Genomic DNA, 22,602 nt, shown 5'->3' on the forward strand with positions numbered 1-22,602 from the left:
ACGGCGACCGCCTCCCCTTCAGGCATCGCGCCGCACGGCGCCGCGGAGAATCTCCCATGGATCAGCTCGACGACATCCTCAACCAGGATCTCGATCCCACCGAAACCCGCGAGTGGATCGACTCGCTCAACGCGGTCATCAACCACGACGGCACCGAGCGCGCGCACTTCCTGCTTGAGCAGATGGTCGATTCGACGCGCCGCGCCGGCGGCTACCTGCCGTTCGACCCCACCACCGCCTACGTCAACACTATCGCGCCGGCCAACGAGGCGAAGTTCCCGGGCGACGCGGCGATGGAGTGGCGCATCCGCTCGCTGATCCGCTGGAACGCCATGGCGATGGTGGTGCGCGCCAACCGCAAGCCGGGCGAGCTGGGCGGACACATCGCCAGCTTCGCGTCCAGCGCCACGCTGTACGACGTGGGCTTCAACCATTTCTGGCGCGCGCCCAGCGCCGACCACCCGGGCGACCTGGTGTTCCACCAGGGCCATTCCAGCCCCGGCATCTACGCGCGCTCCTTCCTCGAAGGCCGCATCGGCGAGGATCAGCTCGACCTGTTCCGCATGGAAGTGGTGGGCAAGGGCCGCGCGCTGTCGTCCTACCCGCACCCGTGGCTGATGCCCGACTACTGGCAGGTGCCCACGGTGTCGATGGGCCTCGGCCCGATCCAGGCGATCTACCAGGCGCAGTTCTGGAAGTACCTGGAACACCGCGGCCTGATGCCGAAGACCGACCGCAAGATCTGGTGCTTCATGGGCGACGGCGAGACCGACGAGCCCGAGTCGCTGGGCGCCATCGCGCTGGCCGGCCGCGAAGGCCTGGACAACCTGGTGTTCGTGATCAACTGCAACCTGCAGCGCCTGGACGGCCCGGTGCGCGGCAACGGCAAGATCATCCAGGAGCTGGAAGGCGTGTTCCGCGGCGCCGGCTGGAACGCCATCAAGGTGATCTGGGGCGGCTACTGGGACGCGCTGCTGGCGCGCGACAAGGACGGCGTGCTGCGCAAGCTGATGATGGAAACCGTGGACGGCGAGTACCAGGCCTGCAAGGCCTTCGGCGGCGCCTACACGCGCGAGCACTTCTTCAACAAGTATCCGCAGACCCGCGAGATGGTCGCCAACCTCAGCGACGAGGACATCTGGCGCCTCAACCGCGGCGGCCACGACCCGCACAAGGTGCACGCGGCCTACCACGCGGCGGTGAACACCAAGGGCATGCCCACGGTGATCCTCGCCAAGACGGTGAAGGGCTACGGCATGGGCATCGGCTCGGGCGAGGCGGAGAACCCCACGCACCAGCAGAAGAAGATGAGCGGCGACGCGATCCGCCACTTCCGCGACCGCTTCCAGGTGCCGATCCCCGACGCCAAGCTGGACGAAGTGCCGTACTACCACCCCGGCAAGGACTCGCCGGAAGTGGAATACATGCTGGAGCGCCGCCGCGCGCTGGGCGGCTTCCTGCCGCAGCGCCGCCGCAAGGCCGACGCCAAGCTGAAGGCGCCGGAACTGTCGGCGTTCGAGCAGATCACCAAGGGCACCGTCGACCGCGAGATCAGCACCACCATGGCGCTGGTGCGCGGCATGAACCTGCTGCTGCGCGACAAGCAGCTCGGCGAGCGCATCGTGCCGATCGTGGCCGACGAGGCGCGCACCTTCGGCATGGAAGGCATGTTCCGCCAGATCGGCATCTATGCGCCGTTCGGCCAGAAGTACCGCCCGCAGGATTCCGACCAGCTGCTGTACTACCGCGAAGACCAGAAGGGCCAGGTGCTGCAGCAGGGCATCAGCGAGGCCGGCGGCATGGCCTCGTGGCTGGCCGCGGCCACCAGCTACAGCGTCAGCAACCAGGCGATGCTGCCGTTCTTCATCTACTACTCGATGTTCGGCTTCCAGCGCATCGGCGACCTGTGCTGGGCCGCCGGCGACATGCGCGCGCGCGGCTTCCTGGTCGGCGGCACTTCGGGCCGCACCACGCTCAACGGCGAGGGCCTGCAGCACGAGGACGGCCACTCGCACCTGATGGCCGGCACCATCCCCAACGTGAAGGCCTACGACCCCACCTTCTCCTACGAAGTGGCGGCGATCCTGCAGGACGGCGTGCGCAGCATGATGCAGGAGCAGGAGGACAACTACTACTACATCACCGTGATGAACGAGAACTACGCCCACCCGGACATGCCCGAAGGCAGCGCCGAGGGCATCATCAAGGGCATGTACCTGTTCAAGGACGCCGGCAAGCCGAAGAAGGGCGAGTCGCGCGTGCAACTGCTCGGCTCCGGCACCATCCTGCGCGAGGCCATCGCCGCCGCCGAACTGCTGGAGAAGGATTTCGGCGTCACCGCCGACATCTGGTCGGTGCCCAGCTTCATCGAGCTGCGCCGCGACGGCTTCGACGCCGAGCGCTGGAACCGCCTGCATCCGGAAGCCAAGCCGCGCGTGCCCTACGTCACGGGTCTGCTGGAAGGCCGCGCCGGCCCGGCCATCGCGGCCACCGACTACGTGCGCGAGTACGCCGACCAGATCCGCGCCTTCATCCCCGACGGCATGCGCTACACCGTGCTGGGCACCGACGGCTACGGCCGCTCGGACACCCGCGCGCACCTGCGCGATTTCTTCGAGGTGGATCGCTATTGGATCGCCCACGCCGCGCTGGCCGCGCTGGCGAAGGACGGCAAGGTCAACGCCAAGGACGTGGCCCGCGCGATCAAGGAATACAAGCTCGATCCGGAGAAGCCCAACCCGCTCACGATGTAAGCCGGAACGGCGGCCCGATCATGCCGTCATTCCGGCGCAGGCCGGAATCCAGCGACTGTATGGCTGGGACATGCATGATCGTCACTGGATCCCGGCAAGCCACAAGCAAGACATCGCCACGGCATGAGCCGCTGGCGACATGACAAGAAAACCCGCCATCGGCGGGTTTTCTTGTCTGGAATGGCAGTCGCGAATGGCAGTCTGTTTGATTTTGGCGCTCATCTGTGAGCACCGGGACATCACTCCGCCAGCGTGCGCTGGATCGCCTCCAGCGCATGCCCGCGCGTCTCCACGCCGTGGCGCGCCAGCAGCCAGCCGGCGGCAGCCATCGGCAAGGCGATCAGCAGCGCCGACAGCGCGAAGTGCGCGAACAGGCCCAGCACGCCCAGCGCCGCGCCGAGGATGCCGCCGAACTTCGAGCTGGCGGCGATCAGGCCCGAGCCGCTGCCGCGCAGGTGCACCGGGTAGATCTCCGCCGCATACGGGATCATCGTGGCGATCACGCCGCCGCTGCTCACCAGCAGCGCCGCCGTGGCGGCGATCATGGGGGCTTCGGCCTGTGCGCCACTGAAGGCAAGCGCGCAGAACGCGGCCAGCGACAGCGCGGTCAGCGCGATGAACAGCACCAGCGTGCGGAAACTGCTCCAGCGCTGGTACAGCCACACCACCGCGGCCGTGCCCGGCACCGCCAGCAGCGCCGAGCGCGCCAGCAGCGCGCTGGCGGCGTGCGCATCCAGGCCGAGCCTGGCCAGGTTGGCCGGCAGCCACAGCAGGAAGCCGAAATTCACCAGTCCCCAGGCCAGTCCGCAGGTGCCCAGCCCCAGCGTGATCCGCGCGTGCCGGCCGCGCAGCAGCTGGCGCAGGTCGGTCGCCGGGTGCGTGCTTTCCAGGATCGGCGGGTCGCTGTCCTTGCCGGCGGGGTCTTCGCGTAGTGCCGCGGGCGAACCGGCGAAGCGCGCCAGCACCGCGCGCGCCTGCGCATGCAGCCCGGCGTCGGCGAGGAAGCGCGGCGACTCCGGGATGTAGCGGTTGATGAACACGATCAGCGCGCCGGTCGGCAGATTGAGCAGCCACAACGCGCGCCAGCTGAAGGTCGGTTCCAGCGCGGTGGCCGCGCCGGAGGCGGCGAGATAGCCGGCCGAAGTGCCCAGCCCGCCCAGCGCCACCAGCAGCCAGCCGCGGTGCGCGGCGGGCACGGTCTCGGCCATCAGGGTGAAGGCGATCGGCAGCATGCCGCCGGCCGCCGCGCCCATCATGAAGCACATCGCCAGGTTCCACTCGAACGACGGCATCGTGCCGCAGATCGCCGTGCCCATGAACAGCAGCGCCGACAGCAGGATCGCCGCGCGGCGACCGAACAGGTCGGCCATGCGCCCCCACACCAGCGAACCGATCGCGGTGCCGGTGAGCGCGAACAGCGCCAGCTTGCCCGCGGCCGCCATGTCGATGCCGTATTCCGCCGCGGCCCCGGGCATCACGAAGGCCAGCGAGGCCGGCTTCATCACGTCGATCACCAATGCCACCGCCAGCGCCGCCGCCAGCGTCCAGTGCGCGCGGTTCAGCGGCACGCCGTCGGCGACATGCAGGTGCGGCCGGTCGCCGTGGTCGTGCCGGCTGCGGCGCAACTGCGCCAGCCGCGGCATCAGGCCGTAGCCGGCCAGCAGCACGCCGCCGGGGATCAGCACCATGCCGACCAGCATGCCGGTGTCCATCGGCATGCCGGCGAGCCGGTAGTGCATCGGCGCCGCCATCAGGTACATCGGCATGTGCAGCAGCACGCCGGCCGCCACGGCGATGCAGCCCAGCCAGAACGCGAAGGGATGATGGAAACGCAGTTCCGAAGCCATGGCGACCGTCGCGTGGAGGACGACCGCGAGCTTAGCAGCGCTTCCGGCGCATCAACGCGCGGCCTCCCATGCGCGGAACTCGTCGCGCACCTTCGCGCTGCACAGGCGACGGATGATCCAGCCGAACAGCGCGGCGAACACCAGCGCCATCAGCATGCCGAACGCCTGCGCCACGCGCATGAAGCCGTGCATCACCGCGTCCGTGCCGGGCGGCATGCCGGGCGCGCGCATGAATGCGTCCATCGATCCCATGAACCACCATTGCCACGCCAGCCCGAACAACTGGTACGCGATGGCGAAACCCATCAGGCCGACGAACAGGCGCCGCGCCCACTCGCGCCGCAGCAGCAGGCCGATGGCCGCGACCAGGGTGGCGACCGAAACCAGCAGGAAGGCGCGGAAGAACCACGCCATGTGCCCGAACATCCACTGCGCCGGTGCCGGCAGGTCGGGCGGCAGCGGCGGCATGGAAGGCCCCTGCATGTCCGGCAGGAACAACAGTTGCAGCATCAGGTTCTGCAGCAGGGCGATCAGCGTGGCGAACCCGGCCAGGCCGATGAACACCCACGCCAGCGCGGTGACGAAGCTGGAGCGCAAGGGCGGCGGCATGGACATGCGCGGTTCTCCGCAATGGCTGCGATGCGGTCAAGCTTCGCCGGATGGCGCGTGCCGCACAACTCAGAGCGTGTCGCTCGCCGCCTGCTCCTCGTCCGCAGCCGTTTCCAGGTGCAGCTTCTGCCGCCGGCGCAGGCCGGGGAACATCGCCATCCACAGCCCCACCACCGCCAGCGTGCCGAGGCCGCCGACCACCGCGGAGCCCACCGCGCCCAGCCACGCGGCCAGCATGCCCGACTCGAACTCGCCGAGCTGGTTGGAGGTGTTGATGAAGATCGAGTTCACCGCGTTGACCCGGCCGCGCATCGCGTCGGGCGTGTCCAGCTGCACCAGCGAGCCGCGGATCACCATGCTCACCATGTCGAACGCGCCCAGCGCGAACAGCGCGGCCAGCGACAGCCACAGCGAGGCAGAGACCGCGAACACCAGGGTCGCCACGCCAAAGCCGGCGACCGAAGCGAACATGGTCATGCCCACGCGCCGCTGCAGGTCGTGCTTCGCCAGCCACAGCGACATCAAGAGCGCACCAACTGCAGGCGCCGCGCGCAGCAGGCCCAGCCCCCACGGCCCGGTGTGCAGGATGTCGCGCGCGAAGATCGGCAGCAGCGAAGTGACGCCGCCCAGCAGCACCGCGAACAGATCCAGCGAGATCACGCCCAGCACGTCCTTGCGCTCGCGGATGAAATGCACGCCGGCGAACAGCGTCTTCAGCGTCGCCGGCTCGCGCTTCGGCGGAGCCTGCTCGTAGCGCAGCATCGCCATCATGCCGGCAGCGACCATGTACAGCGCGGCGGCGCTCAGGTACACCACGCCCGGCCCCGCCACGTAGAGCAGGCCGCCCACCGCGGGGCCGAGGATCATCGCCATCTGGAACGCCGAACCGCTCACCGCCACCGCGCGCGGCAGGATCGCCGGCGGCACCAGCGCCGGCAGCAGCGACTGCATCGAGGGCGACTCGAACGCCTTGGCCACGCCGATCGCGAACACCAGCAGCAGGATGCCGGTTTCGTGGATGCGGCCCAGCAGGGTCAGCACGGCCAGCAGCACGATGGCCGTCCATTCCACGATCTGCCCGAGCAGCACCACGCGTCGCCGCTCGTACTGGTCGGCCACATGCCCGGCCGGCAGCGCCAGCAGCACCGAGGGGATGAACTGGACAAGACCGATCAAACCCAAGTCGAAGGCGCGCCCGGTGATCGCGTAGATCTGCCAGCCCACCGCCACCGACAGCATCTGGAAACCGAAGCCGGAGGCGATGCGCGCGCACCAGAACTGCACGAAGGCGCGGTGGCGCAGCGGCGAATCCGCTGCGGCGGAAGGGAGTGTGGGGTTCGACATGGAAATCCTCGGGGTGCGCGCATTGTAGCCGCGCCGCACGTGCCGGCAGGCCATGCGGCTTGACGCCGCCATACCGCGGATTTGATCCGGGCTTTCCCTGCGCGCGGCTACCGTGGAGGTGGCTTTCCACCAGGAGAAATGCGCCGATGGGCAGATCCGCCAAACATGTTTATTCCGACCCGGCCGACGTGCAGTCGCTGCAGGCGATAGCGGGCAGGCTTCCCGCCAACGGGCACGTGCGCCTGGTGCTGAAGGATGGCGGCACGTGCGAGGGCGTGGTCGCGGAACGCGCCACCGTGCAGGTCTATTACGACCCCACCGAGCAACGCCAGGGCATCAACGGCGAGCTGCGGCTGGAGCGCCCGGACGAGCCCGGCTGGCACCGCTGGATGTGGCTGGACGAGATCACCAGCGTGGAGCATCTCGACTCCACGCTGGGCAGCGAAAACTGAGCGGGTTCGCGTTTTACGTCCGCACCCGGGTGAAGCCGTCCGTGCTCCAGTCCTCGCTGCCGACGCCATGGTGCACGAAGAACAGGCCGTCAGGATCGTACTTGCGCTTTGCCGCGGCGAGGCGCGGATAGTTGCCGCCCCAGAAGCCCTGCTGCCAGTCGCGCAGGAAGTAGTCGCTTTCCGAGACGTAGGAGCCGGCGTTGGGCGCCGCCGCGCGCAGCGGGGCCATCGTCTGCTCGACGGCCGACGCCATGCGCCGCGCCATGGCCAGATCGGGCTTCGCGTCCGGCATGCTGGGAAAGGCGGGGTCGTCGCCGCTGGCGCTGATGGCGAGCGCGAAGGCATCGAGCACCTGCGGATTCATGGCGGTGTCGCGGGCGCGCTCGATCGCATCGGCCGGCGCTCCGGCCAGGCCCTTGTTGAAGTGCAGCGAAACGCCCTGGTGCTGCGCGGCTTCGAACAAGGCATCCACCAGGGGCGCCTGCCGCCCCGGCTGCAGCAGCGAAGCCGGCAGCCAGGCCGACTGGTAGCCCTGGATGAACCAGCCCACCTGCTCGTGGTCGCCGGCCCACACGTAGTGATCGCGTGGCGCACCCGGCCGGTCGTCAGGCACGATGGCGTTCGGCAGGTATTTGCGGAGGAATTCGGCGTCCCAGAGATGCCGGGCCGGCGCCGCCAGCGCCTGGAACGGTTTGGTGATACAGCAATCCTTGCGGGCCTGCACCCAGGTCAGGAAGGGGGCCCAGGTCTGTTCGACCTGCTGCTTGGTGAGGCCCTGGAACATCATGGAAACCTCGAAGGTGTCGCCACCGTAGAACTTCATCTGCTCGCCCCAGTGCGGGTTGAACAGCGCGCGCTGGTAGAAGCCCATAGCCTCGGCGATCAGGGCGCGGTAGGCCGCTTCCGAGTCGGCCTTGATGGTGAGGTTCGCCCCGCCGAAGAACTCCGGCAGCTCGAAGGTGCGCAGGGTCAGCCGCGTGACCACGCCCAGGCTGCCGCCACCGCCGCCCTTGAGGCCCCAGAACAGCTCCGGATTCGTGCGGGCATTGGTGATGCGCACCTGGCCGTCGGCGGTGACGACTTCCGCCTCCAGCAGGTTGGACGCCGCCGTGCCCCAGTTTTTTGAGAAGCTGCCGAAGCCGCCGCTCTGCACCAGCCCGGCCACGCCCACCGTGGTGCAGCCGCCGCCCTGCACGTAGCGGCCGCCGTGGGTGGTCACGGCGTCGTAGGCGTCGATCCACATCGCGCCGGCTTCCACGCTCACCGCCGGCAGCGGTGCCGCGTGGCCGGTGCAGCCCTGCGGCACGAAGGCGTCGTGCAGCGTGATCTTGTTCATGTGGCGCGTCCACACCAGCAGCGAATCCGGCGCGTCCGAGGTGCCCTGGTAGCTGTGGCCGCCGCCTTTTACCACCAGCCGCAGATGATGTTTGCGCGCGAAGTCGATGGCGGCGACCACGTCGGCGGCGCTTTCCGCAGCTACCGCATAAGCGCTGGGTTGCGATGTCCAGGCATCGGCCCAGCCGCTGGTCTGGGTCAGCGCGGGGTTGTCGCCCACCGCGAACGGGTTGTCCAGTTGCTTGAGCGCCGGCGACGCGGCGCCGTGGGCGAATGGCGCTTCCAGCTTCAGCAGCCGGCCGCCGACCTGCCGCTTCAGCCGCTCCCATTCCGCAGTCGCGGGCCAGCCCGCCTGGCCCGGGCGCAGCCGCGAGCGCAGGGTCGTGGCGAGCGTGCCGGCGCCGTGCGCCAACGCACTGCCGCTGCGCATCAGCAGCGGAAGCAGGGGCAGGGTGACGGCGGCCTTCAGTAAATCGCGCCTTTTCATCGTATCGCTCCGGACGGGATGGACGGTGGCCAGCATGGGCGTGCGCCGCTGCCGTTCCCAGCGTGGGGTGACGGATGGTGGGCGGCCAGGGACGAACCGACCCCGACGCGTGACGGGTCGCGCGGGATGTCGCCGCCGCCACGTAGAATCGCCGGCATGAACGAGCAGGCGGATGTGGGATACAGGGATTTCCAGCGTTGGCCCCGCCCGGCCGAGGTGGCCTTCTGGGTGGCGCTGTACGCCCTCAACACGGTATTCAACGGCCTCGTTGCGCAGATCGACCATGCCCGCACGGCGGCCTGGGAACCGTGGGTGTGGGAATCGAGCAGCGCGCTGCTGATCCTGCTGCTGATCCCCTTCGTGAAGGCGGTGGAGCGGCGCTGGCCGTTCCGCTTCGACACTTGGCGCCACAGCCTGCCATGGCACCTGTTGGCCAGCGTGGCGTTCAGCCTGGTGCACGTGGCCGGCATGGTCGTGCTGCGCAAGCTGGCTTACGCGATGGTGGGCCAGCATTACCGTTTCGGCGCGTGGTGGCCGAACTTCGGCTACGAGTACCTGAAGGACATCCGCAGCTATTTCCTCATCGTCGCGCTGATCTGCCTGTCGCGGCTGTGGCTGCTGCGCCAGCAGGGCGAGGCGAAGCTGCTGGCCGAACCGGACGACGGGCCGCCGGTGGAGCCGGTGGATCGCCCCGCACGCTTCCTGGTGCGCAAGCTGGGCAAGGAGTTCCTGCTCGCCGCCAGCGAGATCGAGTGGCTGCAGGCCGCGGGCAACTACGTGAACCTGCACGTGCGCGGGCGCGACTACCCGCTGCGCAGCACGATGGCGGCGATCGAGGCGCGGCTGGATCCCGCGCGCTTCCTGCGCGTGCACCGCGGCTACTTCGTCAACCTCGACTACCTCGCCGAGATCGAGCCGCTGGACACCGGCGACGCGCGCCTGCGCCTGCGCGACGGCACCGCGATCCCGTGCAGCCGTCGCTACCGCGCCGCGCTGCGCGAGCGCTACGGCGGCCAGCCCGGCGCGGTCGAGTGAGCTTGCGTCGCGGCGCGCGATCGTTCCAAGCTAGCCGCTGGTTCCGCTCCGGATGATCCGCCGATGATGCTCCGCTCCCGCTTCGTTCCCGCCGCCTTGGCCGGCACGCTGATCCTGGCCGGCTGTTCGCAAGGCGGCGCGCCCGCGCCGGATGCCGCGCAGCAACAGGCGCAGGCGCAGGCCGCCGAGGCGGCGCGCAACCTCGACACCTACCGCCAGCTGCTGCGCATCCACAACGACCAGATGGCGGCGTCGATGGGCGAGGACATCGTGCAGCGCTTTCCCGACAGCGCGGCGGCGAAGGAAGTGCAGCAGACCCTGCCCGAGGTCGAGAAGCGCTGGAAGGAGAACAGCGAGAAGACGCGCCTCGCCGCGCTGTGGCAATACCAGGTGGCGCCGATGGAGGGCGGTACGCAGTCCACCGCGGCGATCTACGACAGCCAGCCCGCCGACGTGCGCGTGCGGCTGATCCTGCGCCGGCACACCAGTTGGGGCCAGAGCGCGTTCCTGTACAGCGACGCGCACGGCTTCGTCTGCAAGGGCGAGTGCACGATCGCCGCCAAGTTCGACGGCAAGCCGCACCCGATCAAGGCTTACGCGCCGTCCACCGGCGAGCCGGCGCTGATGATCAGCGACGACAAGGGTTTCATCGCTCTGCTGCAGAAGTCGAAGAAGGTCAGCCTGCCCGTCACCCTGCAGGACGGCGAGAAGAAGGTGGAACTGGTCTACGAGGTGGGCGGCTTCCTGCCCGACCACTGGCAGGCGCTGCCGAAGAAGGGCGGCAAGAAATAGCGCGTGCACCTGCCGGCTGCTCGCGCGTTACGACAGGTATCGACGGAAGGAGGTGCAGCCATGTCCCGCAAAGCTTCGTGGATGGTCGCCGTGCTGGCGACGGCGTTGGGCGCATGTTCCAGCGTGCCCTACGCGCAGCGGATGGCACAGCGCCAGGCCGCCTATGCGGCGGCCGCCGGTGCGCCGGTGCGCAGCTTCCACTTCTACGACCTGTATTCGTGGGAGCCGCTGGCCGACGGCCAACTGGCCGTCTATACGCAGGCCAACCGCGCGTGGCTGCTGGACGTGGGCGTGTGCCCGAACCTGGAGTTCGCCAACACCATCGGGCTCACCTCGTTCAGCGGCGAGGTGTCGGTGAACTTCGACAAGGTGCTCACCGGGCGCGGCTATCCGCCGTGCTTCATCACGCAGATCCGCCCGGTCGACGTGGCGAAGCTGAAGCTGGAGCAACAGGCGCAGCGCAAGATCGATGCGGAGCCGCGCGAACAGGGCGCGGTGCCTGCCGGCCGCTGACACGGGTTCTCGGAGCCTGTTCAAAATCTCCTGTTCGCCTTTTCCGGTTTTGTGGCCGGGGTGTTTTGCAGTTATCGCCAGGAACAAGCCCCGCGGTCGTCTACCGCGTGCAGGCGCGAGAGCAAACACCCTCTCCCCTTTGGGGAGAGGGTTGGGGTGAGGGGCGGGTGCTCGCGACAACCCTTCGGTTCCGCACCTTGGCTCGCCTGCGGCGGGCTTTCGGTCACTGCCGGCGTCCGAGTCACTTCTCTTTACTGGCCCACGCCACCGCAGGAGCGGTGGCGAACGGCGAAGCCGGCCCGAAGGGCGGAGGGCAGGATGCACGGAGTCAAGAGAAGCAACCAAGAGAGAAGGGCCTGATTCAATCCGCCGGAACTACAAGCAGGCTGTGTCGAGGAGGTTGGAACTTTTTCCGAGCGACACGCACTGCTGTCCGGAATAATCTGGGGATGGTGTCGAAGGATGAAGGCCCGCGCCGCTTGCACGAAGCATGGCGAGAAGGCGACTTCATTTCCGATAACGACCACCTATCCAGACTGTCATCCCGGCGAAGGCCGGGATCCAGTAGCGACCATGTTCGCTCAGGCCGCACGGCCACTGGATTCCGGCCTGCGCCGGAATGACGAGAAAGACCGCGGCCACGAATGTTCAAAATTATTCCGGACAGTAGTGGAGCGACACGAGGATTCACAGCGGCCACGTCGCACCGTATCTGGACACTGAGGGCTGAATCTGCAGCAGCTTCGCGTTGTTACTTCTTGCCCGTCACCCTGGCGCAAGACGATTGCAGGCGGAGCGTACAAAGATTCTCGTGGGAGCACTTTGCCGCAAAATACTCCCTGCGCAAGCCGCATGGAGGCTCTCAGCGCACCACCGTCACCGGCACGTGCGCGCGTGCCAGCACGTTGTCGGAAACCGAGCCTATCAGCCAGCGCGCCAGCGCGCCGCGTTCGGTGTGGCCGATCACGATGTGGTCGATGCCGTGCTGGGCGACCTGGCTCAGCAGCACGTCGCCGGGCGCGCCGTGGGTGAGTTCCACGTCGACGAGGCGCGCGGCGTCCGCATCGAGCGAAGCCAGTTCGTCCTTCAGCTCCTGCGCGCGCTGGATGCCGGGGTCGGTCATCATCAGGGCGACGGTGTCGCCGCCTTCGGCCACCTGCAGCACCGACACCACGCGCACGCGGCCGTCGCAGGCGCGCGCCAGTTCCATCGCAAACGCAAAGGCACGCCGTGCGGCGTCCGAACCGTCGTAACCAACCAGCGAATACTTGGGCATGCCCGCTCCTGTCGCGGCGAAACCGTGTCGGATGCAGTGTGGATGCCGCCGCGTTAGCGAAACATCAAGAAGATGAACGGAAGCGCGCAGGACTCACGTGGCCGTCACGATGCCGCGCAGACGCTGCATCGTGCGTTCCAGCCTGAAGGGCGGATCGCAACGACCCCGCAAACGAAGGAGACGACAATGAGCAAGCGCACTCTCGCCCTGACCGCCGCCCTGCTGCTGGGCACGGGCGCACTGGCAACCCTGCCGGCGGCGCCAGCCCATGCCGCCGAGGCGAACGTGAAATGCCATCTCGACTTCAGCCTGTCGGGCTGGTCGATCCTCTACAAGCATGCCGAAGGCAGCGGCACCGTGCGCTGCGACAACGGCCAGCATGCCGAGGTGAAGATCGCGGTGGTGGGCGGCGGCCTCACCGCCGGCAAGTACCGCATCGACCACGGCACCGGCGACATCACGCATGTGCGCGACATCGGCGACGTGTTCGGCGGTTACGCGCAGGCCAGCGCCGAAGCCGGCGTGGTGAAGAGCGGCACCGTGCAGGTGCTGACCAAGGGCACCACCTCGCTGGCGCTGGCCGGCCACGGCGAAGGCGTCAACCTCGGCGTGTCGGTGGGGCGCTTCACCATCAGCCGTCCGTGAGCGGTGGTTCACGCTGCAAACGAAGGGCGCCGCGCGGCGCCCTTCGTTTGCGCGGAGGCGTACACTGGGCGTTGCCATCCCCATGGAACACCGCCATGCGCCGCCTGCCGCTGCTGTTCGCGTTGACCTTGTTGTGCGGCCTGCTCGCCGCTCCCGCGTTTGCCGGCGCCGCCTTGCCGCAGGCCGGCACCGCCGCGCCCGCCTTCCGCCTGCAGGATCAGAACGGCCACTGGCGCAGCCCCGCCGACTACCATGGCCACTGGCTGGTGCTGTACTTCTATCCCAAGGACTTCACGCCAGGCTGCACCACCGAGGTCTGCACCTTCCGCGACGACATCGCCAAGCTGCGCCAGGCCGGCGCCTCCGTGGTGGGCGTGAGCCTGGACGACACGAAGTCGCACGCCGACTTCGCCGCCAAGTACCACGTGCCGTTTCCGCTGCTGGCCGACTCGGATCGCAAGGTGGCCACCGCCTATGGCGTGCTCACCTCGACAGTGGGTTTCCACTACGCCAAGCGCACCACCTTCCTGATCGACCCGCAGGGACGGATCGCCAAGGTGTACGTGGACGTCGATCCCAAGGCGAACTCCAGCCAGGTGCTGGCCGATCTCGCCGGCCTGAAGCAGGCGGCGCATTGATGCCGGTGCTGACGCATGCCGAGGCCGGTCGCGCGCCGCGCGGCTTCGCGGTGTGGCGCGTGGTGGCGTGGCTGCTGCTGTTGCTGGCCGCGTTCGGCTGCGTGCAATACCTCGCGCATGCGCAGTTGCTGTGGGCGCAGCGCGCCAACGTGCCGCCCGCCGACGGCGCCGCGTGGCGGCGCATGCTGGCCTGGGACGTCGGCTACTTCGTGGCCGCCTTCGCGCTCATCGTGCTGTGCGCCGGCTGCATCCTGCGCCAGGCGTGGGCACGTGCGCCGCTGCGCGTGGCCAGCGGCGCGCTGGCGCTGTGGGCGCTGGTCGGCGGCGGCATGATGCTGGCGCAGTGGCCGCAGTTCGAGCACGCCAGCGCCGGTGCGCTGGCCCAGCTGGGCCAGGACGAGGCGCTGCGCAGCGCCGTGCTGCACGCGCGGCGCGTCTACCGCATCACGCTGGGGCTGAAGGCCGTCGCGATTCCCGTGCTGCTGTGGCTGGCCTGGCAACTGGGCCGGCCGGCGGTGGGCATGCAGTTCCGGCGGCGCCGTTGATCCGTTTCGCCAAAGGGGGCCAGGGGAGCCATCGGCCGGCCAGCTCGCGGCTCGCGCCTGCTGGCGCCATCCAAGGGCGCGTGAACTGGCGCGCGTTCAGCACGGGTTGACCCGCGGGCGGGTATCGCTGCGTCATCCCGCTTGTGGAATCCGATCGATGCGCCTTCGTCGCCTGACGCTTTGCCTGTTGCCGCTGTTCGCCGCGCTGCCGCTGCACGCGCAGGATCTCGCCGCCACCTGCCATGCCAGCAGCAGTTACGACGTGACGTTGCGGCCGGACAGCGTGCTGTTCGACCGCCCGTCGCCCGCGCCCACGCAGGTGGAATTGAGTCGGGGCGCGCTGCGCGTGGACGGCGCGGCGGTGCCGCTGAATGCGGAGGATCAGGATCGCCTCGCCCTGTTCGAGCGCGACCTGCGCGCGCTGGCGCCGCGCGTGCGCACCGTGGCGCAGCACGGCGTGGACATCGCGGTGCAGGGCCTGCGCGAGGAAGCGGCGGGCATGGGCCTGGGCGACGATACGCGCGCGGAGCTGGATCGCCGGCTGGCGGCGGATGCGGCCGGGCTCAAGCAGCGCATCGCCGCCAGCGACAGCACGCACGACTGGCAGGGCGATGCGATGAGCCAGTACATCAGCCAGGTCGAGGGCGACCTGCTGCCGCTGATCGCCGGCGACCTCGGCCAGCAGGCGCTGAATGCCGCGATGGGCGGCGACCTGCAAACCGCCGCGGATCTGCGCGACCGCGCGGCGAACCTCGCCACGCAACTGGAACCGCGCATGCGCCAACGCATGCAGGCATTGCGGCCGCAGGTCGTGGCGTTGTGCCCGGCGATCCGGCAGTTGTCGTCGTTGCAGCAGGGCGTGCGCGACGAGCATGGCCGCGCGCTGAACCTGCTGCAGATCGCTGGTGCGGGCGAGGGCTCGAATTAATCTCCGGCTAAGTGGCGATGTCCGAGGATGATGCCCCCGTTACCAGCGCCCGACCGGCGGCGACCGTGGCCATCCATTCCGCACACAACACCTTCAACCAGCTGATCCGCCGCGGCATCGACCTGTGCCGTTTGTACCGCCGCGCTGCGCAGGCGGTGAACGAACCCGGCCTGCGCGCGGTGCTGCACGAAGACGCGCAGGCGCTGGCCTCCGTGGTGGTCGAGTTGCAGCAGGACGTGGAGCGGGCCGGCGGCGAAGCGCGCAGGCGCGGCAGCTGGCGCGCCATGTTGCGTTGCCGGCTGGTGGAGAGCATGGCCCGCGCCACCGCGCGGCACGACAATGCGTGGATACACGCGCTGGCGCAGGACGAGGGTGCGCTGCTGCGCGCTTTCGAGAGCGCCATCGCCGGTTTGCCGGAAAGCGCCACCCGTGGCCTGCGCCGGCAACTGCCGCGTTTGCGCGGCATCCATCTGGACATGCATAGCCTGGCGGGCGCGACGCACTCCTGATGGCCTGCGACTACGCAGGCACGGGCATCGCGCCCACCCGGTTTCCGGCCGTCGGCCGTAACCGCCGCCGACTTGCGCGCGCTAGCTTGCCTGACCGGGCGCACGGCGCCCTTCGCACGGGGCGCGCATCATGCATCGATACGGGTTGGCCAGCCTGCTGGCCGTTGCGCTGTTCGCCTGCGCCAGCGGTGCCGCCGCTTCCGACAGCCTGCGCGTGGGCAACCGCGTGCTGGTGGTGGGCGACAGCGCGGCCACGGTGCTTGGCATGCTGGGCAAGCCTTCGCACAAGTCGCATCGCGGCGGCACGCGCGGCAATGGGCGCCGCGGCAGGCGCGTGCGCGCGGTTTCCGGCGATGCGGCGGCCGGCGAGCGGTGGCAGTACCGCCGCGACGGCCGCGTGATCGTGGTGACCCTGATCGACGGGCGCGTCAGCGACATCGACGAGCGCAGCCGCTGAATCCGCGGACTTGCCGGCGGCGGGGCGCGCTTACCGCACCGTCACCGGCTTGCGGTTGTCGTCCGGCACCTTGTCGATCAGCTCGTTGTACGGGTCGATGCCGGCCATCGCGGGCCGGCCGTCCACGGTCACGGTGACGGTGCTGTCGCCTTCGGGCAGGGTGCGCTTTTCCAGGTACAGCGGCTTGCCGTCCTTGCCGCCTTCGCCCTGCGCGAACACGCCGATGGCGATGGGGATGTTGGGCGCGGCGCTGGTTTCCTTGCCCTTGCCGTCGGCGTAGCTCATGCCGGCATGCACCTTCATCGTCACCTCGTACTTGCCGCCGGGCAGCTTCTTCGCGGTGGCGTCCAGCATGCGGTCGTCGAACAGGGCGATCTTCCAGAAGAAGTCGTCCAGCATCGGTTGCCACTGCGGCCCCAGCGCCTTGCCCAGCGCATCGACGAATTCCTTCGAGGTGGTGTAGGGCGGCTGCTGGTAGCCATAGTCGATCAGGAACTGCTTGAGGAAGGCATCGAGCCTGTCTTCGCCCACGTAGTCCTGCAGCGCGTAGAACACCAGCGAGCCCTTGCGGTAGTGGATGTAGGGCTGGTTCTCCACCTTGCCCAGCGGTTCCTCGGCCACCTTCTCGGCGGCGCGGCCGGCGAGGTACATGTCCAGTTCGTACTTCAGGAACTTGCGCATCTGGTCGGCGCCGTACTTGTGCTTCAGCACCATCAGCGAGCTGTATTGCGCCAGCGATTCGCTGAGCAGGGTGGAGCCCTGCATGTCCGCGCCGATCACCCGGTGCGCCCACCACTGGTGCGCCACCTCGTGCGCGGTGACGTCGTAGACGTAGTCGATGTGGCTCTTGTCGCGCAGGTCGGCGGTGAAGCCGATGGACTCGGAGAACGGGATGGTGTTGGCGAAGCTCTGCGCGTACGCCAGGTAGCCGGGGAACTCCGCGATGCGCAGTTGCCCGAACTGGTAGGGCGTGTAGTGGCTGTCGTAGTACGCGAGCGAGTCCTTCGCGCTTTCCAGCATGCGATCCACGTTCCAGGCGTGCGCCGGGTCGTAGTACACGGTGACCTTCACGCCGTTGGCGTCCATGCTGCGGGTGGCGTAGCGCGCGGACAGGTACGCGAAGAAGTTCAGCATCGGCCGCTGCATCGTGTAGTGGAAGTAGCGGCGGCCGCCCTGCGTCCATTCCTTCACCAGCGTGCCGGGCGCCAGCGCGATCTGGTCGGCGGCGGTGGAGACGGTGGTGTCGAAGCTGATCCAGTCGGCATCGTTGCTGATGTAGGTGTTGGCGCGCGCCTTCTCGTCGCCCAGCGGCGGCATGCGCGGTACGTCCAGCTTCAGGCCGTACTTCTTGCGGTCGTTGCGATCGGTGAGCTGGAGCCTGGACTGGTAGCCGAATTGCGGCAGCAGCGCGTTGTTGAAGAACGTGCCGTTGTGCACCAGGAAGGTCTCGCCGGTGCCGTTGGTGAAGCCCTTCGGCGCGTAGTCGATGTCGAACTCGAACGGCATCGAGGCGCCCGGCGCCAGCGGCGTCTTCAGCTTGTAGATCGCCACGCCGAGGCGCTTGTCGAAGCTGGCGGTGTCGTGCGGGGCGAAGCTCAGCGTCTTCGGCACGAAGCCGTCGGCGTAGTTCACCAGCAGCTCGGTCACCGGCACGTCGCGCTTGTTGACCAGGGTGTAGCGCGCGCGAATGTGCAGCCGGCGCCGGTAGGGGTGGATGTCCACGTCGGCCTGCACCGCGGTGATGCGCGGCTGCGGCAGGTCGGCGTATTTCGCGTACTGCTTCTCGTAGTCGGCCTGTTCGCGCTTCTGCTCGGTGCTGCTCTCGTAGTGGTTGAGCACGTGGGTGTTGTAGTAGATCCAGCCGCCCAGCCCCGCGAAGCCCGCCAGCGCCAGCGCCAGCACGGCCGCGAGGCCGGGGCGCAGCCGCGCGCGCGCTTCGCGCAGGCGCCCGCGCCAGTCCGCGCCGGTGCCGCGCGGCCACAGCAGGGCGGCCGCCACCAGCATCGCCAGCGCGAGACAGGCCCAGTAGGCGTTGAAGTACAGCGCGCCCACGACGAAATGGCCGAAGCCGTTCAAGTCCGAGTACGGCACGACAGGCGCGCTGCCGTAGTCGTAGAGCCTGTCCTCCCAGTGCAGCAGTTCGAAGGCCAGCGAACTTGCCAGCCACAGGATGCTGAGCAGGTAGCCCATGAACTTGTTGTTGCACGCCACCTGCAGGAACAGCGCCAGCGCCGCCACCAGCACGAACGGGATCGCGTGCAGTGCCAGCGTGGCGAGATACAGGCCGGGTTCCAGGCGGGTGTAGCCGTGCGCGAGCTGCCAGCCCATGCCCGCCACGGCGCCGGCGGCGAGCATGATGGCGACGACCGCGAGCAGCGTGCTGAGCTTGGCCAGCAGCGACACCCAGTCGGGCGTGGGGAAGGCGTCGCTGACCTCGGCCGAGCGGTACTGGCGTTCGCGCCATACCAATTCGCCGGCGTAGAAGATCAGCACGATCATCAGCGGCAGGCCGAAGCTGCCGTCCACCGCGGTGAGCACCTGGTGGGTGACCGGCCAGGTCGGCGTGCCGTAGACCAGTCCGCCCATCGCCAGCGACGTCAGCATAAGCACCAGCGCCAGCACGGTCAGCACGATGAAGGCCGCGCCCTGCAGCACGCCGCGCAGGTCGAACGCGAATTGCGCGCGCAACTGGGCAAGCCGTGCGCGCGTGTCGAAGGCAAGCGCCACCTTCGGCAGCTCCAGCGCCGTGGTTCCGGCCTGCGGGCGCAGCAGCGGCGGCTCGGCGCGCGGCTTGCGGCGCGGCAGCCGGAGTCCCTCGCGGTCGGTGCGGAACAGCACGAAAGAGCCGGCCAGCAGTAACGCCGACACGCCAAGCCACAACAGGCGGTTGAACAGCAGCACGCCGCCAATCGCGGGCAGCAGGTGGTTGGTCTGGTCGGCCGTCCAGTAGCGGGTGACCAGCTGCAGCGTGTGGCCGCCGAACGGATCGAGCATGGCCGCCAGCCAGCGGTTGTCCAGGTCGCGGCTGAGAAGGCCGGTCACGATCTGCAGCACGAAGTAGGCGATCACGCCCACGTAGCTGGCCAGCAGCGAGCGGGTGGCGGTGGCCAGCAGGAACAGCAGGGCGGCGATGAAGAACAGGTTGGGCAGCACCAGCACGCCGAAACCCCAGAGGTAGCCGCGCCAGTCGGTGCCGCCGAGCCGGCCGGCGTCCACCCACGGCATGGCGCCGCCCGCCGCCAGCATCAGCGCGCACAGCGCGAGGATGCCCACCAGCACCAGGTAGCCCGCGGCGAAACGGCCGCCCAGGTAGGCGCCGCGCCGCAGCGGCGTGGCGAACAGCAGTTCGGCCGTGCCCTGCTCGAAATCGCGCGTGGCGGCGTTCGCGATGAAGGCCACCACCAGCAGGATGCTCAACACGACGAACACGTTGAGCAGGCGCGCGATCACCAGCGGCGCGTTGCGCAGCACGTTGCCGGTGGCGCCGCCCATGACGATGGCGTCGGTGCTGGCCAGCGCGAAGGCCAGCGCCGCGAACACCGCGGCGATGATCCAGAACAGCGGCGCCTTCAGTTGCTGGCGCAGCTCGAAGCGGAAGATCTCGAAGAACATGGCGGCCCTTCCGTCAGGCGGCGCGCGCGGTGGCCTGCGCGCGCAGGCGGCCGAAATAGACGTCCTCCAGATCCGGCGCCACCGGCTCGAAGTCCGGCTCGGGCCGCTCGTCGGCCAGCACATGCAGCAGGGTGCGGCCGCCGGCGAGGCGGGTGGAAAGGATGTTCATGCGGGCGCGGTAGCCGTCCAGTTCGGCCTTGTCGATGCTGCGCCGCCAGACCCTGCCTTCCAGCGCGCGGATCGCCTCGTACGGTTCGCCGGTGAGCAGCACCTGGCCCTGGCCCACGATGGCCATGCGCTGGCAGAGGTCGGTGACGTCCTCCACGATGTGGGTGGAGAGGATCACCACCACGCGCTCGCCGATCTCCGCCAGCAGGTTGAGGAAGCGGTTGCGCTCCTCCGGGTCGAGTCCGGCGGTGGGCTCGTCCACGATCACCAGCCGCGGGTCGCCGATCAGCGCCTGCGCGATGCCGAAGCGCTGGCGCATGCCGCCGGAGTAGGTGCCCAGCTTGCGCTTGCGCACGTCCCACAGGTTCACCTGGCGCAGCAGCGCCTCCACCAGCTCGCGCCGCTCGCCCTTGGCGGTGACGCCCTTCAGCACCGCGAAATGCTCCAGCATCGCCTCGGCGGAAACCTTCGGATACACGCCGAATTCCTGCGGCAGGTAGCCGAGCAGGCGGCGGGTGGCCTGCTTGTCGGCCAGCAGATCCAGGCCGTCCAGCCGGATGTCGCCCTCGTCGGGATCCTGCAGCGTGGCGATGGTGCGCATCAGCGAGGATTTGCCCGCGCCGTTCGGCCCCAGCAGGCCGAACATGCCGTTGGGGATCTCCAGCGAGACGTCGCGCAGCGCGCGCACGCCATTGGCGTAGGTCTTGGACAGGTGGCTGATGCTGAGCATGGGCGGCTGGCGCAGTGGACGATGGGGGGGAAGTGTGGGGCAAGCGGGCGGTGCGGTGCATGGGCCTCCCGTCATGTGCATTCGTCATGACGTGCATACGTATGCGCACGCAAATCGCGTGGCGAAGAAACCTGCCGCTGGCCTGCCCCGTTCGTTATGATGCAAGCCTTGCGACCGCCCTACGTCCCCACCTCGCGGTCTGCCCTCGCCATCCGCAGGAGACACCATGGCCATCCAAGAAGCCCGCGTACCCGACATCGGCGGCCACGACAACGTGCCGGTGATCGAGGTGCTGATCAAACCCGGCGACCGCGTCGAAAAAGAGCAGAGCCTGATCACGCTGGAGTCGGACAAGGCCACCATGGAAGTCCCCGCGCCGTTCGCCGGCGTGGTGAAGGAAGTGAAGGTGAAGCTGGGCCAGGAGGTCTCCGAGGGCGCGGTGATCGCGCTGATCGAGGCCGAGGGCGTGGCTGGTACTGCGCCCGCGCCCGCATCGGCGCCGGCCGCAACAAGCGCTTCCGCAGGCCCTGCCCCCTCACCCCAGCCCTCTCCCCAAAGGGGAGAGGGAGAAAGTGGCGGCGGCGTGCGCGAGGCGCGCGTGCCCGATATCGGCGGCCACAGCGGCGTGCCGGTGATCGAGGTGCTGGTGAAGGCGGGCGACCGCGTCGCCAAGGATCAGGGCCTGGTCACGCTGGAATCGGACAAGGCCACCATGGAAGTGCCCGCGCCGTTCGCGGGCGTGGTGAAGGAAATGAAGCTGAAGCTGGGCGACGAAGTCTCCGAAGGCGCGGTGATCGCGCTGATCGAGGCCGAAGGCGGCGCCGCCCCGGCGCCTGCCGCGCCAGCTCCCGCGCCCGCCCCGGCGCCGAAGTCTGAAGAGAAGCCCGCGCCGCAGGGCGGCCGCAGCGTGCTGCCCGGCAACGCGCCGGAAGGCGACGTGCCGCCGCAGGCGCGCCCGCCGTTCGACGCCAACATCGTGATGCCGGGCGACGCGCCCTACGCCAGCCCTGCGGTGCGCGCCTTCGCCCGCGAGCTGGGCGTGGACATTCACCAGGTGAAGGGCAGTGCGCGCGCCGGCCGCATCGTGCGCGAGGACGTCAGCGCCTACGTCAAGCACGCGCTGGCCTCGGGCGCGCGGCCGGTGAGCGGCGGCACCGTGGCGGCAGGCGGCGGGCTCAACCTGCTGCCGTGGCCCAAGGTGGACTTCAGCAAGTTCGGCGCGGTGGAGGAGAAGCCGCTCTCGCGCATCCAGAAGATCTCCGGCGCCAACCTCGCGCGCAACTGGGCGATGATCCCGCACGTCACCCAGCACGAGGACGCCGACATCACCGAGCTGGAGGCCTTCCGCAAGAAGCTCGGCGAGGAGAACAAGGATCTGAAGATCACCCCGCTGGTGTTCCAGATGAAGGCGGTGGTGGCGGCGCTGAAGGAATACCCGCAGTTCAACGCCTCGCTGGACGAGACCGGCGAGAAGCTGATCCTCAAGAAGTACTTCCACGTCGGCATCGCGGTGGACACGCCCGACGGCCTGGTGGTACCGGTGATCCGCGACGTGGACAAGAAGGGCCTGCTCGACCTGGCCCGCGAGCTGGGCGAGATCTCCAAGAAGGCGCGCGACAAGAAGCTCGGCCCGAACGACATGTCCGGCGGCTGCTTCTCGATCAGCTCGCTGGGCGGGATCGGCGGCACGTCGTTCACGCCCATCGTCAACGCGCCGGAAGTGGCCATCCTCGGCGTCTCCAAGTCGGCGATCAAGCCGGTGTGGAACGGCAAGGAATTCGCGCCGCGCCTGATCCTGCCACTGTCGCTCTCCTACGACCACCGCGTGATCGACGGCGCGCTCGCCGCGCGCTTCGCCGCGTTCGTGGCGAAGCAGCTCGGCGACATCCGCCGCCTGCTGCTCTGACTCTTGTCTCCCTCTCCCCTC

At 68.9% G+C, this 22,602-nt stretch carries 20 protein-coding genes; 12 read left to right on the forward strand and 8 right to left on the reverse strand.

The window, feature by feature from the left end; genetic code table 11:
* Nucleotides 1-56: 56 nt before the first annotated feature.
* Complete coding sequence (gene aceE, locus ACZ5Z2_RS01545; protein ID WP_464760221.1) at nt 57-2,753, forward strand: pyruvate dehydrogenase (acetyl-transferring), homodimeric type; 2,697 nt, start codon at nt 57-59, stop codon at nt 2,751-2,753.
* An 81-nt stretch (nt 2,754-2,834) separates the two neighbouring features.
* Here aceE and ACZ5Z2_RS01550 read toward each other — a convergent pair whose 3' ends face one another.
* The 4 genes from ACZ5Z2_RS01550 to ACZ5Z2_RS01565 all read right to left on the reverse strand — a co-directional run bounded on the left by ACZ5Z2_RS01550 (nt 2,835) and on the right by ACZ5Z2_RS01565 (nt 6,553).
* Nucleotides 2,835-2,975 carry a hypothetical protein gene (locus ACZ5Z2_RS01550; protein WP_464760222.1) on the reverse strand — a complete coding sequence of 47 codons (141 nt, stop codon included), beginning with the start codon at nt 2,973-2,975 and terminating at the stop codon, nt 2,835-2,837.
* A 17-nt stretch (nt 2,976-2,992) separates the two neighbouring features.
* Nucleotides 2,993-4,600: an MFS transporter gene (locus ACZ5Z2_RS01555; RefSeq protein WP_464760223.1), complete on the reverse strand. Its 1,608-nt coding sequence runs from the start codon at nt 4,598-4,600 to the stop codon at nt 2,993-2,995.
* 51 nt (nt 4,601-4,651) lie between these two features.
* Nucleotides 4,652-5,215 (reverse strand): hypothetical protein, encoded by a 564-nt coding sequence (locus ACZ5Z2_RS01560; RefSeq protein ID WP_464760224.1) that lies wholly within the window; start codon nt 5,213-5,215, stop codon nt 4,652-4,654.
* A 63-nt stretch (nt 5,216-5,278) separates the two neighbouring features.
* Nucleotides 5,279-6,553: an MFS transporter gene (locus ACZ5Z2_RS01565; RefSeq protein WP_464760225.1), complete on the reverse strand. Its 1,275-nt coding sequence runs from the start codon at nt 6,551-6,553 to the stop codon at nt 5,279-5,281.
* 146 nt (nt 6,554-6,699) lie between these two features.
* On the opposite strand from ACZ5Z2_RS01565, the gene ACZ5Z2_RS01570 reads away from it, so the two are divergent.
* Entirely contained in the window at nt 6,700-7,005 is a 306-nt protein-coding gene (locus tag ACZ5Z2_RS01570) for a DUF3247 family protein (protein WP_464760226.1), read from the forward strand.
* 13 nt (nt 7,006-7,018) lie between these two features.
* On the opposite strand, the gene ACZ5Z2_RS01575 is transcribed toward ACZ5Z2_RS01570, so the two are convergent.
* Nucleotides 7,019-8,827, reverse strand: a complete 1,809-nt coding sequence (locus tag ACZ5Z2_RS01575; protein ID WP_464760227.1) for an FAD-dependent oxidoreductase — start codon at nt 8,825-8,827, stop codon at nt 7,019-7,021.
* Between the two features lie 156 nt (nt 8,828-8,983).
* Between ACZ5Z2_RS01575 and ACZ5Z2_RS01580 the strand changes: the two genes are divergently transcribed.
* The 3 genes from ACZ5Z2_RS01580 to ACZ5Z2_RS01590 all read left to right on the forward strand — a co-directional run bounded on the left by ACZ5Z2_RS01580 (nt 8,984) and on the right by ACZ5Z2_RS01590 (nt 11,167).
* Complete coding sequence (locus tag ACZ5Z2_RS01580; protein WP_464760228.1) at nt 8,984-9,862, forward strand: LytTR family DNA-binding domain-containing protein; 879 nt, start codon at nt 8,984-8,986, stop codon at nt 9,860-9,862.
* Nucleotides 9,863-9,928: 66 nt separating this feature from the next.
* Nucleotides 9,929-10,654 carry a hypothetical protein gene (locus ACZ5Z2_RS01585; RefSeq protein ID WP_464761644.1) on the forward strand — a complete coding sequence of 242 codons (726 nt, stop codon included), beginning with the start codon at nt 9,929-9,931 and terminating at the stop codon, nt 10,652-10,654.
* Nucleotides 10,655-10,714: 60 nt separating this feature from the next.
* The gene (locus ACZ5Z2_RS01590) at nt 10,715-11,167 is read left to right on the forward strand and encodes a DUF6491 family protein (RefSeq protein WP_464760229.1); all 453 of its coding nucleotides are present in this window, start codon (nt 10,715-10,717) and stop codon (nt 11,165-11,167) included.
* 862 nt (nt 11,168-12,029) lie between these two features.
* Here ACZ5Z2_RS01590 and ACZ5Z2_RS01595 read toward each other — a convergent pair.
* Nucleotides 12,030-12,443: a universal stress protein gene (locus tag ACZ5Z2_RS01595; protein ID WP_464760230.1), complete on the reverse strand. Its 414-nt coding sequence runs from the start codon at nt 12,441-12,443 to the stop codon at nt 12,030-12,032.
* 186 nt (nt 12,444-12,629) lie between these two features.
* On the opposite strand from ACZ5Z2_RS01595, the gene ACZ5Z2_RS01600 reads away from it, so the two are divergent.
* From ACZ5Z2_RS01600 to ACZ5Z2_RS01625, 6 genes are all read left to right on the forward strand, one after another.
* Nucleotides 12,630-13,088: a hypothetical protein gene (locus ACZ5Z2_RS01600; RefSeq protein WP_464760231.1), complete on the forward strand. Its 459-nt coding sequence runs from the start codon at nt 12,630-12,632 to the stop codon at nt 13,086-13,088.
* Between the two features lie 95 nt (nt 13,089-13,183).
* A complete protein-coding gene (locus ACZ5Z2_RS01605) occupies nt 13,184-13,726 on the forward strand; it encodes a peroxiredoxin (protein WP_464760232.1) in 543 nt (180 codons plus the stop codon).
* The gene (locus tag ACZ5Z2_RS01610; protein ID WP_464760233.1) at nt 13,726-14,271 is read left to right on the forward strand and encodes a hypothetical protein; all 546 of its coding nucleotides are present in this window, start codon (nt 13,726-13,728) and stop codon (nt 14,269-14,271) included. The genes ACZ5Z2_RS01605 and ACZ5Z2_RS01610 overlap by 1 nt, the downstream gene beginning before the upstream one ends.
* A gap of 157 nt (nt 14,272-14,428) precedes the next feature.
* The gene (locus ACZ5Z2_RS01615; protein WP_464760234.1) at nt 14,429-15,199 is read left to right on the forward strand and encodes a DUF2884 family protein; all 771 of its coding nucleotides are present in this window, start codon (nt 14,429-14,431) and stop codon (nt 15,197-15,199) included.
* A gap of 65 nt (nt 15,200-15,264) precedes the next feature.
* A complete protein-coding gene (locus ACZ5Z2_RS01620; protein ID WP_464760235.1) occupies nt 15,265-15,708 on the forward strand; it encodes a PA2169 family four-helix-bundle protein in 444 nt (147 codons plus the stop codon).
* A gap of 130 nt (nt 15,709-15,838) precedes the next feature.
* The gene (locus ACZ5Z2_RS01625) at nt 15,839-16,165 is read left to right on the forward strand and encodes a DUF2845 domain-containing protein (RefSeq protein WP_464760236.1); all 327 of its coding nucleotides are present in this window, start codon (nt 15,839-15,841) and stop codon (nt 16,163-16,165) included.
* 30 nt (nt 16,166-16,195) lie between these two features.
* On the opposite strand, the gene ACZ5Z2_RS01630 is transcribed toward ACZ5Z2_RS01625, so the two are convergent.
* A complete protein-coding gene (locus ACZ5Z2_RS01630; RefSeq protein ID WP_464760237.1) occupies nt 16,196-19,777 on the reverse strand; it encodes an ABC transporter permease/M1 family aminopeptidase in 3,582 nt (1,193 codons plus the stop codon).
* Between the two features lie 13 nt (nt 19,778-19,790).
* Complete coding sequence (locus ACZ5Z2_RS01635) at nt 19,791-20,675, reverse strand: ABC transporter ATP-binding protein (RefSeq protein ID WP_464760238.1); 885 nt, start codon at nt 20,673-20,675, stop codon at nt 19,791-19,793.
* A gap of 226 nt (nt 20,676-20,901) precedes the next feature.
* Here ACZ5Z2_RS01635 and aceF point away from each other — a divergent pair, with 226 nt between their 5' ends.
* Nucleotides 20,902-22,581, forward strand: coding sequence for a dihydrolipoyllysine-residue acetyltransferase (gene aceF, locus ACZ5Z2_RS01640; protein WP_464760239.1), 1,680 nt, complete (start codon nt 20,902-20,904; stop codon nt 22,579-22,581).
* The last annotated feature ends 21 nt before the right edge of the window (nt 22,582-22,602 follow it).

This window comes from Rhodanobacter sp. G1, from assembly GCF_055397855.1.